This window comes from Bacillus litorisediminis (assembly GCF_022808645.1).
GTDB classification, from domain to species: domain Bacteria; phylum Bacillota; class Bacilli; order Bacillales; family JC228; genus Bacillus_BF; species Bacillus_BF litorisediminis.
Genome location: NZ_JAKZKT010000001.1, coordinates 1 through 13667, shown reverse-complemented (window position 1 = coordinate 13667; position 13667 = coordinate 1). Strand labels below are relative to the sequence as shown.

At 39.0% G+C, this 13667-nt stretch carries 17 protein-coding genes; 10 read left to right on the top strand and 7 right to left on the bottom strand.

The genetic code is table 11. The features are described 5' to 3' along the window. Positions 1-50 precede the first annotated feature (50 nt). On the bottom strand, positions 51-902 hold the full coding sequence (locus tag MLE14_RS00085) for a DegV family protein (protein WP_243296211.1): 852 nt from the start codon (positions 900-902) through the stop codon (positions 51-53). A gap of 88 nt (positions 903-990) precedes the next feature. Here MLE14_RS00085 and MLE14_RS00080 point away from each other — a divergent pair, with 88 nt between their 5' ends. Both MLE14_RS00080 and MLE14_RS00075 read left to right on the top strand, forming a co-directional pair. After that, on the top strand, positions 991-1833 hold the full coding sequence (locus MLE14_RS00080) for a YitT family protein (protein ID WP_243296210.1): 843 nt from the start codon (positions 991-993) through the stop codon (positions 1831-1833). Between the two features lie 60 nt (positions 1834-1893). Then, complete coding sequence (locus MLE14_RS00075; RefSeq protein ID WP_243296209.1) at positions 1894-2637, top strand: BsuPI-related putative proteinase inhibitor; 744 nt, start codon at positions 1894-1896, stop codon at positions 2635-2637. A gap of 54 nt (positions 2638-2691) precedes the next feature. Here MLE14_RS00075 and MLE14_RS00070 read toward each other — a convergent pair whose 3' ends face one another. The 3 genes from MLE14_RS00070 to MLE14_RS00060 all read right to left on the bottom strand — a co-directional run bounded on the left by MLE14_RS00070 (position 2692) and on the right by MLE14_RS00060 (position 3979). Beyond that, positions 2692-2886: a DUF3813 domain-containing protein gene (locus tag MLE14_RS00070; RefSeq protein ID WP_243296208.1), complete on the bottom strand. Its 195-nt coding sequence runs from the start codon at positions 2884-2886 to the stop codon at positions 2692-2694. After that, entirely contained in the window at positions 2886-3041 is a 156-nt protein-coding gene (locus MLE14_RS00065) for a hypothetical protein (RefSeq protein WP_243296207.1), read from the bottom strand. The genes MLE14_RS00070 and MLE14_RS00065 overlap by 1 nt, the downstream gene beginning before the upstream one ends. 131 nt (positions 3042-3172) lie before the next feature. After that, positions 3173-3979, bottom strand: a complete 807-nt coding sequence (locus tag MLE14_RS00060) for a Cof-type HAD-IIB family hydrolase (protein WP_243296206.1) — start codon at positions 3977-3979, stop codon at positions 3173-3175. 124 nt (positions 3980-4103) lie between these two features. Here MLE14_RS00060 and MLE14_RS00055 point away from each other — a divergent pair, with 124 nt between their 5' ends. The 4 genes from MLE14_RS00055 (at position 4104) to clpB (ending at position 8449) form a co-directional block, all read left to right on the top strand. Beyond that, on the top strand, positions 4104-4895 hold the full coding sequence (locus MLE14_RS00055) for a prolyl oligopeptidase family serine peptidase (RefSeq protein ID WP_243296205.1): 792 nt from the start codon (positions 4104-4106) through the stop codon (positions 4893-4895). A gap of 97 nt (positions 4896-4992) precedes the next feature. Next, positions 4993-5301 (top strand): metal-sulfur cluster assembly factor, encoded by a 309-nt coding sequence (locus tag MLE14_RS00050; RefSeq protein WP_243296204.1) that lies wholly within the window; start codon positions 4993-4995, stop codon positions 5299-5301. Positions 5302-5535: 234 nt separating this feature from the next. Beyond that, positions 5536-5718, top strand: a complete 183-nt coding sequence (locus MLE14_RS00045) for a YjzC family protein (protein ID WP_243296203.1) — start codon at positions 5536-5538, stop codon at positions 5716-5718. Between the two features lie 130 nt (positions 5719-5848). Continuing rightward, positions 5849-8449, top strand: a complete 2601-nt coding sequence (clpB, locus tag MLE14_RS00040) for an ATP-dependent chaperone ClpB (RefSeq protein ID WP_243296202.1) — start codon at positions 5849-5851, stop codon at positions 8447-8449. Between the two features lie 64 nt (positions 8450-8513). Here clpB and MLE14_RS00035 read toward each other — a convergent pair whose 3' ends face one another. Continuing rightward, positions 8514-8705 (bottom strand): YjzD family protein, encoded by a 192-nt coding sequence (locus MLE14_RS00035; RefSeq protein WP_243296201.1) that lies wholly within the window; start codon positions 8703-8705, stop codon positions 8514-8516. Between the two features lie 184 nt (positions 8706-8889). Here MLE14_RS00035 and MLE14_RS00030 point away from each other — a divergent pair, with 184 nt between their 5' ends. Next, positions 8890-9621, top strand: a complete 732-nt coding sequence (locus MLE14_RS00030) for a hydrolase (protein ID WP_243296200.1) — start codon at positions 8890-8892, stop codon at positions 9619-9621. A gap of 77 nt (positions 9622-9698) precedes the next feature. Next, the gene (locus tag MLE14_RS00025) at positions 9699-10511 is read left to right on the top strand and encodes a hypothetical protein (RefSeq protein WP_243296199.1); all 813 of its coding nucleotides are present in this window, start codon (positions 9699-9701) and stop codon (positions 10509-10511) included. Between the two features lie 49 nt (positions 10512-10560). On the opposite strand, the gene MLE14_RS00020 is transcribed toward MLE14_RS00025, so the two are convergent. Beyond that, positions 10561-10842: a hypothetical protein gene (locus MLE14_RS00020; protein ID WP_243296198.1), complete on the bottom strand. Its 282-nt coding sequence runs from the start codon at positions 10840-10842 to the stop codon at positions 10561-10563. Between the two features lie 210 nt (positions 10843-11052). On the opposite strand from MLE14_RS00020, the gene MLE14_RS00015 reads away from it, so the two are divergent. Beyond that, a complete protein-coding gene (locus MLE14_RS00015; protein ID WP_243296197.1) occupies positions 11053-11985 on the top strand; it encodes a beta-ketoacyl-ACP synthase III in 933 nt (310 codons plus the stop codon). 64 nt (positions 11986-12049) lie between these two features. Then, entirely contained in the window at positions 12050-13291 is a 1242-nt protein-coding gene (gene fabF / locus MLE14_RS00010) for a beta-ketoacyl-ACP synthase II (protein ID WP_243296359.1), read from the top strand. A gap of 155 nt (positions 13292-13446) precedes the next feature. Here fabF and MLE14_RS22660 read toward each other — a convergent pair. Continuing rightward, the coding region (locus MLE14_RS22660) for a transposase (protein WP_243298308.1) at positions 13447-13667 on the bottom strand (221 nt) is incomplete at its 5' end.

The window sequence follows — 13667 nt, the reverse complement described above, 5'->3', positions numbered from 1 at the left end:
AGTATGTCCAAAATTAAATCGGGTGTTTGTTCCTTTTTAAAGTATGCCCGTTACTTTTTCAAAAAAAAGATGGCAATCGTTCCCGGTCCTGCATGTGCCCCAATTGTGGCGCCAATCGGATAAATAATAAAGTCCTTTACACCCAATTCAGATTGAATAAGTGTTTTCATTTCTTCCGCTGTCTCTTCTGCGTCTCCATGGCTAATCGCCACTGTTTGGTGTTCCCAGTCCCCGCCTATTTCCTGCATCCACTGAATCATCCGCTTTTTCCAGCGATCTTTTCCTCTAACCTTTTCTAATGGAACAAGCTCTCCGTTTTCAACATGTAAAAGAGGTTTTACCTGCAGCATTCCGCCAATCCAGGCTGAAGCTTTGGAAATTCGTCCGCCCCGGGCTAAATATTCGAGATTTTCAACGGTAAAGAGGTGTTTGATTTGTTTACTATAGCTTTCCACTTCTGAGACTATCTCATCTTTTGTTTTTCCCATGGCACTTAATTCAATTGCTTTTTTTACAACGAGTCCATAGCCAAGGGATGCACATTTCGTATCAATCACTTCAATGTCCGTTTTAGGATAGTCTTCCTTCACTTCGTTACGAACGGAATAAGCTGTCTGAAAAGTGCCTGAAAGACCTGAGGAAAAGGCAACATATACAGCAGATTTTCCTTCTTGAGCATATTTTGTGAAGATTTCCTTCATCCTAAAAGGAGAAGCCTGTGCTGTTTTAGGCACGCTCCCTTGCCTCATTTCGTTATAAATTTGATCGTATGTGATATCGAAGAGGTCATCATATTCTTTATCATTTAGCAGAACCTTGAGAGGGAATACCTCTACCTGATGTTCTTGTAAGTATGTAAGCGGTAAATCACATGCGCTATCAGCAATGATTTGAACAGTCATTTTATCACCTCTTTTTTTAAAATGATAGCTTTCACTTAAGTTTACGAAATTCTGGTAAATTCAGCAACATTTAGAAGGGTTTGATTTTGTGATACTAACTGAGTTAAAAAAAATCATAGTCGTTTGTTTCGGAGCCTTTTTAAATGCATTATCGATGAATTTTTTCCTGATTCCTGCTGATGTGTATGCCAGCGGATTTACAGGATTGTCGCAATTGCTTTCAAGAATCTCTGATCTCTTTACTCCATTCACGATTTCTACCGGTATCCTGTTATTTCTATTAAATATCCCAGTTACTATTTTGGGATGGAAAAAAGTCGGCAAGTCTTTCACATTATATAGCTTTATCAGTGTCGTGCTGTCCTCGTTTTTTCTTGAAATCCTGCCAGTCCGAAGTCTTTCCGAGGATATTCTTCTAAACGCCGTCTTTGGAGGAGTAATCGTGGCGATTGGAGTTGGTCTTACTTTAAAGTTTGGGGCTTCTACCGGCGGAATGGACATTATTGCAATGGTCTTATCTAAGATGAATGATAAGCCGGTGGGCACCTACTATTTTATCTTAAATTCCATTATTATCCTGTCAGCAGGGTTTCTTTTTGGCTGGGAATATGCACTTTATACACTGGTTACGCTTTATGTGACAACCAGGGTGATTGATGCAATTCATACCCGTTATCAAAAATTAACAGCGCTTATTATAACGAAAAAATCGGATGAAATGAAAAAAACCATTCACGAAAAATTAATCAGAGGAATTACCACTTTGTCGGCGAAAGGTGCTTTCTCCAATGAACCAAGGGAAATGCTGATGATTGTGATTACCAGATATGAATTGTATGACTTAGAACGGATTATAAAAACGGTGGACCCCAATGCCTTTACCAATATTATTGAAACAACTGGCGTATATGGATTTTTTAGAAGAGATTAACATGATTTTACGCAAAAATCACATACTAACATCAAAAAGACTCCATTTGGAGGTATCTGAATGAAAAAGACGCTAATATATCTGGTGATGACAAGTTTACTCATTTCCTTTATTCCATCTCAGCTGGCAATGGCGATTCAGCCATCATTTGGATTAGCATTAGACATTCATGTAAGACCAGGCACAGATCAGACAGAAATGGAAATCGTTTTGCAAAATCGCAGTAATCAGAAACGGGAACTGATTTTTACAACATCCCAGGTTTTTGAAATACAAATAACAAATCCGAGAACGAAAGAGACAGTGTATACGTACTCAGCCAATAAGTCCTTTTTGCAGGCGATTCAAAGAATGGTATTACAGCCAAAGGAAGTAAGAAGGTGGAAAGAAACGTGGGAGTATGCAGAAAATGGCAAGGTTCCGCAGGGAGAACATGTCGTAAAGCTGACATTATTGGCTAAAACAGTAGATAAAAAGCCGCTTGATCATAATCAAAGAAGTATTGTAAAACAGGTGTTTTTTCCAGAGGTTAATCCGACTGTAACAGATATATCTGTTCAAAGAAACTACGATGGTTTTCTTGTAAGCGGAACAGTAGAGGCTAATGGCCATGATTTGTATTTTACATTGGATGATGGGCATAGAGTACTGATCCCTGAAAAAAGGATATCGGTGAGACAGGATCATTTTTATTTTTTAGTGCCAAATAACGAGATACCACTTGGAACTAAGGGAACATTAGTTTTAACGATTTATACAAAAAATACTCGGTATTTGCCATATGTGATCCCGTTAGAAGTCTAAAAAAGAGGCAGATCCATGATGGAACTATCAATGGACCTGCCTTTTGCAGCATATTTATTGGATCTGATCTAACCGGTTTTGAAGATCTCTTAATTGCATCTTTTCGGCCGTTGTAGAATTGGCGTAAGCAGAAGATAGAGCATTTTGTGCTTTAGCAATCAATTCTTCGTCTTTGGAACCTGTTTCTTTACTTGCCGCAGTAGCCCGATGCACCCATTTAGAGGCTTCATTAAAAATGCGGTTTCCCACTATTCAATTCCCCCAAGAGCGGAAGAATGAACATTCGCCATTTTTCTTGCTTCAGCTTCTGCATAGGTGGTTTGATATGGAAAAACTTCATCATGCTTCGAAACAGTCGTTTTATTTTGCTGGATAAACCGTCTAGAACGATTTCTTTTCCCCACAGCAACAACCCCCTGTTGATGAAACCGAATTGGATCTTATCTTGTGATCCATTTATAGTGTAAGTGAAAAGGCGATTCTTCAAACAGGGCAAAATGTGGTGAGACCGACAAAGAATTATCAGTATAAGGCATTATAAAAGATATTTCTCTAAAAATTTCCCAATTCCATCTTCTTCATTAGATAAGGTGATTTCATTTGCAACAGACTTGACTTTATCAATTGCATTGGCCATAGCAACACCTACCCCAGCAAATTCAAGCATTTCTATATCATTGTCCTCATCGCCAAAGGCAATAATATGCTCTGTTTGAATTCCCAGGTAGTCAGCGACTTTTTTAACTCCGACTGCTTTGTTAAGCCCATACTTTACCATCTCAATGACATGAAAAGGTGCTCCCCATTTTCTATGGTCAATCACTTCAGCATGTACATCTGATAAGTGTTTTCGGATGATGTCGACATCTTCCTCTTCAGCGTGGATGAGCAGACTGGTAGGAGCCTGTTTTAAAAATTCCCGCAAATCGCCTGACGTTGTTTTCGGGTTTCCGAGAGAGAATATTTCTAATAATTTTTCGTCATGGTAATGGATATAAACCTCATCTTTTACCTCTGCAATGATATTATGGAAATTATAGGTATGACAGGTGCTAACGATTTCTTTGACGACTTCAAGATCCATCGGGCTATGAATTTCTTCGAATGTATGGTCGAGAGGATGATGAATAAAGGCCCCGTTGAAATTAACAATTGGTGTATTTAATTCGAGTTCATGGTAGTACATTTCACTGGAACGAAACGGCCGTCCCGTTGAAATCATGACCTGGTGTCCTTGTTCTTTAACTTTATGTATAATGTCCTTTGTATAAGGAGAGATGGTTTTATCGTCTCTAAGTAAGGTTCCATCTAAATCTAATGCAATTAAATGTTTGTCTTTCATAACGTCTCCTTTTTTACTTTTTTTAAAGATAGTGGGATAATCATTTTATTCAGTCCCTATTGGTATTATGAGGTAAATTATATAAAAGTTCTACTAAAGAATCGTTAAGAAAGGTTGAAGATCATTGTATTATATCGATCATTATACTGTTAAAGATATTCCAATCTTAGAGGTCGCTCCTATAAACCAAAAATCTGATCCGCTGCCAACCGTTATCTTTATCCATGGAATACATAGTGCAAAAGAGCATAATCTGCACTATGCTTATTATTTAGCGGAGAAGGGATTTAGAGTCATCCTGCAGGATTGTTTGTATCATGGCGAACGAGCAAACAAACAGTCATTTCAGGAAATAACATTCCAGTTTTGGAATATAGTGATTCATTCAATGGAAGAGCTTAAAGATATTTACCAGTACTTAAACGGTGAGAATAAGCTTAAAAATAATTCCATCGGGGTAGCTGGTACATCAATGGGAGCAATTATAACCCTTGGTGCGTTGACTAAATATGATTGGATTCAGACTGCCGTCAGCTTAATGGGAAATCCCGCATATGTTGAGTTTGCAGCTATGCAAATAGAAAACATTCGAAAAATGGGGATTCAACTTCCATTATCTGATGAATTGATTAATGCTCAGATAGAGATTCTGAAAGAATATGATTTAAGCCAACAGCCGGATACTTTAAATAACCGCCCTCTTATGTTTTGGCATGGCGAAAAAGACCCGATTGTTCCTTTTGAATCAGCGTATTCCTTTTTTGAACAGGTCAAAAAACGTTATACGAATCAGGAGCATTTTCAATTTTATCGGGACCCGCAAGCAGATCATAAAGTTTCGAGATTCGGGGTTTTAAAAACAGCAGAATGGTTTGAGCAGCATCTTAAAAGCAAGCTTGTGCCTTCATCACATTAATAAAGTTTACGATTAAAACCTAAACATTTTTCATTTGAACAAAGATTTGTTACCATAAAAAAAACAGAGAGAATAAAGGTAAAGGAGTGTTCGACAAATGGATCAGGATTTAAAAGACAGTATCTATGCTGCACTTGAACAAGTGATTGATCCTGAGCTGGGTATGGATATCGTGAACCTCGGCTTAGTATATAATGTTGAATTAGACGAAAATGGGGTTTTAGAAGTCGAAATGACATTGACTTCTATGGGGTGTCCGCTTGCAGGCACCATTGTTGACCAAGTTAAAACCGCTGTAGCCGATTTGCCAGAGGTAAAGGATACTCAAGTGAATATTGTGTGGAATCCTCCTTGGACAAAGGACAGGATGTCTCGCTATGCTAAAATTGCACTTGGGATTAGATAACGATTAAAAAACGGAGGAGGTTTTGTACCTGCTCCTTCTTTCGTAGTTAGGCCTCAATGACCAAAATTAGGTTAGTAAAAAAATGGGCAGACAAACCGCCTCATTGACCAGAATTACGATGAAAGCGAAAAAAAGGGCTCTAAATCACCAATTATTCCCGCCATGGAAATCAGGTCATAAAACCTTTGCTAAAAGTTCAAACTAAGAATAACTCTTGTCAAAGGAGGAGCTGTCATGGGGCAAAGCAGACAATTCAGACCGGGACAAAAAGCGCCAAACAATGGTGTTTATGTTGAAATTGGCGAAACCGGAGATAATGTAATGCATCCGAAATCGATCAGATTACATGCAGGGGACACTTTCCCTGAAACAACAAACGATAATCGGAAATGGACATATAAAAGTAAATTTAAATAAAAGAAACCTTTCATAATTAAAATTCGTATAAGAATATAACAACCTGAGCCTTCCATCCGATTGGAATGGCTCTTTTTAAGTAGGAAAAGTAAATGGAGGAATTTGTTTCAGTTGGAGGTGAAATAGCATCATGCTTTTTGAAAAAATGACCTATAAGCTGCAAGATGCCTTCCGCGCAGCAGCTGAAATAGTTAAATCGAAGAACCACCCTGCCATCGAACCCGAGCATATTTTTTACGCGTTGTCCCAGGACCCGGCCGGATTATTGCCTGAGATCCTGGAACATAATGCTACTTCCGTCCACTTTATCCAGCAGGAGCTGCTTGCGGCATTAGAAAAGTTTCCTGTAGTAACAGGCTCTAACATAAATTATGATGCGCATCAATTATCCATCAGTTATCCAGTAAATAATTTATTAAAGGAAGGTGAAGAGCTTCAGCGTCAGTGGGAAGATCAATATCTCTCGGTGGAACATATTTGTCTGGCCATTTATTCGTTACCGAATCATCAGGTAAAAACGATTCTCGAAAACGCTGGCTTAACAGTGGATAAGACTGAAGCTGCCATTCGCCAAATAAGGGGGAGTCATAGGGTGATAACGCAAAATCCAGAAGACCAATATCAGTCTTTAAAAAAATATGGAAGGAATCTAGTAGAAGAAGTCAAAGAAGGACGGTTAGATCCCGTTATTGGCAGAGATGAAGAAATCAGGAATGTGATTCGCATTCTCTCACGAAAAACAAAAAATAATCCTGTGTTAATTGGTGAACCAGGTGTAGGGAAAACGGCAATCGTAGAAGGACTAGCGCAGCGGATTGTCAAAAAAGATGTTCCTGAAGCCTTAAAGGATAAAACTATCTTTTCATTAGATATGAGTTCACTGATTGCCGGAGCTAAATTTAGGGGTGAATTTGAAGAGCGTTTAAAAGCGGTTCTTCAGGAAATTAAAAAATGTGATGGACAGATTCTTCTTTTTATTGATGAAATACATACCATTGTTGGAGCAGGTAAAACAGAAGGTGCAATGGACGCAGGCAACATGCTAAAACCAATGCTCGCCCGCGGTGAATTGCATTGTATTGGGGCTACCACATTAGATGAGTACAGAAAGTATATTGAAAAAGATCCTGCATTAGAGCGGCGATTCCAGCAGGTGCTCGTTCAAGAACCTGATGTTGAGGATACGATTTCGATTTTGCGCGGTTTAAAAGAAAGGTATGAGGTACACCATGGCGTAAAAATTCATGACCGAGCTCTTGTATCGGCTGCAGTCTTATCGAACCGATATATTACAGATCGATTTTTGCCGGATAAGGCCATTGATTTAGTCGATGAGGCTTGTGCCATGATTCGCACAGAAATTGATTCCATGCCTTCAGAATTGGACCAAGTGACAAGAAAAGTAATGCAATTAGAAATTGAAGAGGCAGCTCTTTTGAAAGAAAAAGATGAAGTTAGCCTAAAACGATTAGAGGAACTAAGGAAAGAACTTGAAGAACAGAGAAAAATGGCAGCTTCAATGAAAGAAAAATGGGATATTGAAAAAAGCCAGCTTCAGCTGATTCGAGATAAACGAAAAGAACTGGAAGAGTTAAGAAGGGAATTAGAAGATGCTGAGGACCAGTATGATTTAAATCGGGCGGCAGAATTACGCCATGGGAGAATTCCCGCCCTTGAAAAAGCACTGGAACAACTAGAAAAGGGTCAATCAGAAGCAGTTGAAGAAAAAAAGCTGTTAAGAGAAGAGGTAACAGAGGAAGAAATCGCGCAAATTATTTCGCGATGGACAGGTATTCCGATTACAAAGCTTGTAGAAGGAGAGCGGGAAAAACTGTTACGCCTACAAGATACATTAAAACAGAGAGTGATTGGGCAAGATCATGCTATTGAATTGGTCGCAAATGCAATTTTACGGTCAAGGTCTGGATTAAAAGATCCTAAAAGACCGATAGGATCTTTTCTGTTTTTAGGACCAACTGGGGTAGGAAAGACAGAGCTTGCAAAAGCTTTGGCTGAAGCTTTATTTGACAGCGAGGAACAAATGATTCGGATTGATATGAGCGAATATATGGAAAAGCATGCAGTCTCCAGATTAGTCGGTGCACCTCCGGGATATGTCGGGTATGAAGAAGGCGGTCAGTTAACGGAGGCTTTAAGACGGCAGCCATATTCTGTTGTTTTATTAGATGAAGTGGAAAAGGCTCATCCAGAAGTATTTAATATACTCCTGCAGCTTCTAGACGATGGACGGATTACTGATTCCCAGGGAAGGACGGTTGACGGAAGAAACGCCATTGTAATTATGACGTCCAATATCGGTTCTGATCTAATTTTCGAAAAACAGAAATCTGAGGCCGTAAATGAAACGGATATTTTGCCAATCCTTCAATCTTTCTTCCGGCCCGAATTTTTAAATCGAGTCGATGAAATCATTCTTTTTAATGCACTCAATGACGCTTTAATTATGCAAATTGTTGAAAAATTCATTACAGACCTCGAAAAAAGATTAAAAGAACAAGGGATCTCCCTTGCAGTTGAGGATGAGGCTAAATCCTTTATTGCCAGAAATGCGTGGGATCCTAAGTTTGGTGCCAGACCATTGAAAAGATATATTCAGCGAGAGGTAGAAAACAGACTGGCGATAGAAATGATTGCGGGTTCTATACGTGAAGGCGATCAAGCAATTGTTTCATTAAGTTCGGGTGAAATAACCGTGCATCCACAGAAATAATGAAACCCTCTCACTATTTCTGCCTAAAATAAGAAAACCACCAAACTCGGTGGTTTTCTTATCATTAATGAGAGGGGTCTTCTTGGTTTTCCCCTTCAGGCATTAATGCAGTAATTAATATAACAAACGCAGAGAAAATAGTTCCAAGGATTAATCCTAGTTCAAGGTGAAATACATCACCTGTCATAGAAGGGATTACATAAGAAATCATTAATCCCAATAGAAATGACCAAATGATTGTCCAAATATATTGCATCTAATGTCACCTACTTTTCATCCTATTCCTTTTTATATGTTACCACACGGACCAAAAGTATTAAAAGAAATTTTGTTTACATTTCGTGAACGTTTTCTTGATTATTAGGCATACGTCTCTATCCTTTTGCTAAGTTCTTGCATAGCTATGTTAAGAGTATCTATTTTAAAGAGGGGTCATCTCTATGGTGAAGCAGCGTTTTTTTCAATTGGATACGGAATGGAATGTGATCCATTACCCAGAGAAACCAAACGGATTTGGTGTCTTAATTTTCGGTGGTGAGGGTCATTTTGTTGAGGAAAAAAATAGCTTTTGGCTTCAGCATATGGGCAGAAACATTTGGTTAAAGGCTTTGCTTGAGGCAGGCTACACTGTTTTTTATTCTAATTTGTATGGCAATCATTGGGGCAGTGAAAAAGCCGGAGAATTGGCTGAAAGCCTTTATCATTATGTGATAAGACACGAAATTTTAAATGAAAGGATACACATCATTGCAGAAGGAATGGGTGCCCTTTTAATTCCTGAATTGGTTAAAAACTTAGAGGGAAATATTCGAACGGTTTCCCTTATCAATCCATATTTTTCTCTTAAAGAAAAAATGGATGAAGAAAAAGAGCAATTATTCTTTTATAAAAAATTTTTGCACGAAGTGAAAGTGGCCAACCTCGGTGCAGAAGACCGGCTGCAGTTTCAAACGGAAGAGTCGATAAGGCATTGGACATTCCCTCAAGTCTTATCCATTTTTTTCGTGATGGATGGAAATCGGACATACTCCAAAAAGAGATTAATGGAAGAGCTCGTTGAACAGCGTAAAAAGAAGCAGACCCAGACCATGATCCATTACATTTTGCCGGAAAGAAGAAATGTCATATCTTCATTCATACTGCGGACTTTTAAAAATTTTGAGGAAATATAGCGAACCCTTCTTGTCTCGAACCTTACACATATAAAAAGGTGAACATTCATAGACTGTTAGCAATAGGGGGGACCGGAATGGATCAGATCTTTATTTACGGAGTCTATCATTTTTTTGCTTTTGAATTATGCCAGCAGTTTTTAAACGAGGGTTATCAAGTTACAGGGATACCTTATCCCTTTCAGGAAGATGATGAGGAGCTCGCCATGATGGTTGGCAGAAATGCAAACTTTATCGAATGGAAGGGTACTAACCAAACATTAGATCAGACGATAGATAAAAAGGAACAAAAGTCTTTTCTCTTTTTCTCCCATTATGATCATCAGTTTTTAGAGGACCAACATTACGATGAAATTATAGAGCATATTCAATTAAATTTGGACTTGAGTAAAATAGACCAGACAATTATATTTCAGCCGGCAGAATATACGTCTACATCGATTCAACTAGATCGTTTTACGGCATTTCAAAAGAAGGTTAGTGCTATTGTTTCCAATCCGGTTTATATAGCGTTACCTCCTCTGTATGGGATGAGACAGCCCGAGAAGGATCTGTTTGTACATGTATATCGGAATAAAGAAGTGGCAGAGGTACCTAAGAGCAATTTTGATTATATTTTATCCAGTGAAACAGCAGCTGCATTTGTCGTGAAAAAGTTGTTTCCGTCCTTTGAAAGTACCTTCCTAAAAAGTAATGGAGGATTTACGGGCTTTATTGATTACATTTTGCAAAAAGAGTACAAATGGTCAGGGAAATTGTCAGTGTGGTCACGGGATGACTTGGAAACAATGAAGGAAGTTGAGGTTCCAGGAACAGAAAGTGTTAAGGAGAAACACAAGGAATGGATTCAACGTATAGATTCTCAGCATAAAAATACGTTTCATGTATAATTAAAAAGTAAGGAGAGCTGCCTTCTATGAAAGTAGCTCTCTTTATTGATTACCCTTTTTTAACGAGAAATTTTTCAAGTAGAGGCGTTACTTTTTTAACTAATGGCTTAAAAGTAGATAAGGAAGTCATAAGCCGGTCGATATTTTCCATTAGTTCCAAGTAAGGGATTTCTGACGAGGATGATTGATTAGATTCTGGTTTGAAAATTTCTTCCATTTCATCTATTTCTTCTTTTTCATCAATTGATTCACTATCTCTGCGGTTTCTTTGAGCGCCAAACATGAACCTAGAAAAACGTTCATCCATCTCCTGATATCGGCTTTTCTCCATGTCCATCCCTCCCTGCATCTTTTTTCTTTAGTAATGTATGTGGAAAAATATAGGGGCGTATAGACGGTTGTCTCTATTTTGAAAATAAGAAATGAGTTGCGAAATTTTACTTTTTTGATTAAAATTAGTACCAAGTCATATTATTAACCTATAATATTTTTGCTAACACGAATTCATAGAGAGACATTATAAAGTTAGGGGATGAAATCCTTGAAAGCAGGCGTATTAGGTGTCGGGCATTTTGTGCCAGAAAAAGTTGTTACAAATTTTGATTTAGAAAAACGAATGGACACATCAGATGAATGGATCCGTACTAGAACAGGAATAGAGGAGCGGAGAATCGCATCTGATGATATGGATACTTCCGATATGGGATTTGAAGCAGCGAAAAAAGCACTTGAGCATGCTGAGGTGGCGGGAGAGGATATTGATCTGATTTTAGTGGCAACAGTCACTCCAGATATGCCCTTTCCTTCTGTAGCGTGTATCCTTCAGGAGAAGCTTGGTGCCAAAAAGGCTGCAGCCATGGATTTAAGTGCAGCTTGCTCCGGCTTTATGTATGGGATGGTAACAGCAGCTCAGTTCATTGAATCCGGCGCTTATAAGCATGTCTTAGTAGTTGGTGTAGAAAAACTTTCGAAAATAGTTGATTGGGAAGACCGGAACACAGCGGTATTATTTGGAGATGGAGCAGGAGCCGTAGTAATGGGACCAGTCTCAGAAGAGAAAGGAATTCTTTCCTTTGAATTGGGGGCTGATGGCTCTGGAGGCAAGTACTTATACCAGGATCAATATATTCAAATGAGTGGCAGAGAAGTATTTAAATTTGCAGTAAGACAAATGGGTGAATCCTGTGTTAATGTAATAGAAAAAGCAGGTTTAAAGCGAGAGGACGTTGACTTTTTAATTCCTCATCAAGCTAACATGAGAATTATGGAATCTGCACGGGAAAGATTAGGCTTACCGCTTGAAAAAATGTCAACTACCGTAAGATCGTACGGGAATACATCCTCTGCATCGATTCCAATTTCAATATCTGAAGCGGCAGAAAATGGACAAATCAAAGACGGTGATGTCATCGTATTAGTTGGTTTTGGAGGCGGCCTCACTTGGGGGGCTATTGCCTTAAGATGGGGAAGATAAATGCAATGTTCGAATTGTATGTCATTCATAAGTTAAATCTAAAAAAGGAGTGGCAAGTATGACGATGCCGAAAAAAAGAGTCGTTATAACAGGAGTAGGTGCAGTAACTCCACTGGGCAGTGACGCGTCATCTACTTGGAGTGCCCTGATTGAAGGCAAATCGGGAGTAGGCCCATTAACGCGGGTAAATCCGGACGATTATCCTGCAAAGGTAGCAGCGGAAATTAAAGATTTTGATCCGGAAAAGTATGTTCACAAAAAAGAAGCACGAAAAATGGACAAATTTGCCCAATATGCAGTGGCAGCCTCTTTGATGGCGGTTGAAGATTCCGGATTAAAAATTACAGAAGAAAATGCAGAACGGATTGGAGTCTGGATTGGTTCCGGTATCGGCGGAATGGAAACATGGGAAACTCAATTTGAAACTTTGTTAAATCGGGGACCAAGACGTGTAAGTCCATTCTTAATTCCAATGATGATCCCAGATATGGCAGCCGGCCAAGTTTCGATAATCCTGGGTGCAAAGGGTATAAACTCTTGTACAGTAACCGCATGTGCTACAGGTACGAACTCAATCGGAGATGCTTTTAAAGCGATTCAGCGTGGCGATGCAGATGCCATAATTTCAGGAGGCACTGAAGCGCCTATCACAAGAATGGCTCTTGCAGGATTTTGTGCTAATACTGCTCTATCCACTAATCCTGATCCAAAAACAGCAAGCCGTCCATTTGATAAAAATAGGGATGGATTTGTAATCGGAGAAGGCGCAGGAATTGTCGTTTTGGAAGAATTAGAACATGCATTAAATCGAGGTGCGCAAATTTACGCAGAAGTAGTTGGGTATGGTGCAACAGGAGATGCCTACCACATCACAGCCCCATCTCCAGGAGGAGAAGGCGGAGCACGGGCAATGAAAATAGCGATTCAAGATAGCGGATTAGCACCGGAAGATATCGGGTACGTAAATGCTCACGGAACGAGCACAGATTACAATGATAAATTTGAAACAATGGCTATAAAAGAAGTATTTGGCGATTATGCCTATAAGCTCCCGGTTAGCTCAACAAAATCTATGACGGGGCACCTGTTAGGAGCAGCCGGCGGAATTGAAGCTATTTTTAGCGTATTGGCTATTAAGCACGGTATTTTACCGCCGACCATTAATTACGAAACACCAGATCCTGATTGTGACCTGGATTACGTTCCAAACCAAGCCAGAAAGGCCGATATTAAAGCAGCCTTAAGCAACTCGCTTGGATTTGGCGGCCATAATGCTACACTAGTCTTTAAAAGATTTGAAAATTAAATAGTTCGAGAAGAAAACAGGCGGTAATCGCCTGTTCAGATTGAAGACAAAAGGCATTTGGGAATGTTTTTATTCCCAAATGCCTTTATGATTTTAAGAATTTTTCTCAGAATCCATCTTAGAAATGAGTGTGATTTGTCTATTATTCTTATTCTTTATGCCATTTTTGGACTTACCCAAGTCCAGTTGGCTAATTTTTTAAGATTTATGGCAGCAAACGTAAGCATCGCCTGCATGGACAATTTTTTAAGGCCTCTTAAAGTAGTCCATCGCATACCATGCTTTTCTTTTGCATCCGCAAAGACTCGTTCAATGGATTCTTTTCGACGTGCATATATTTCTTTTACTTCTTGTTTATGACGAAGGTGTTCGGCCT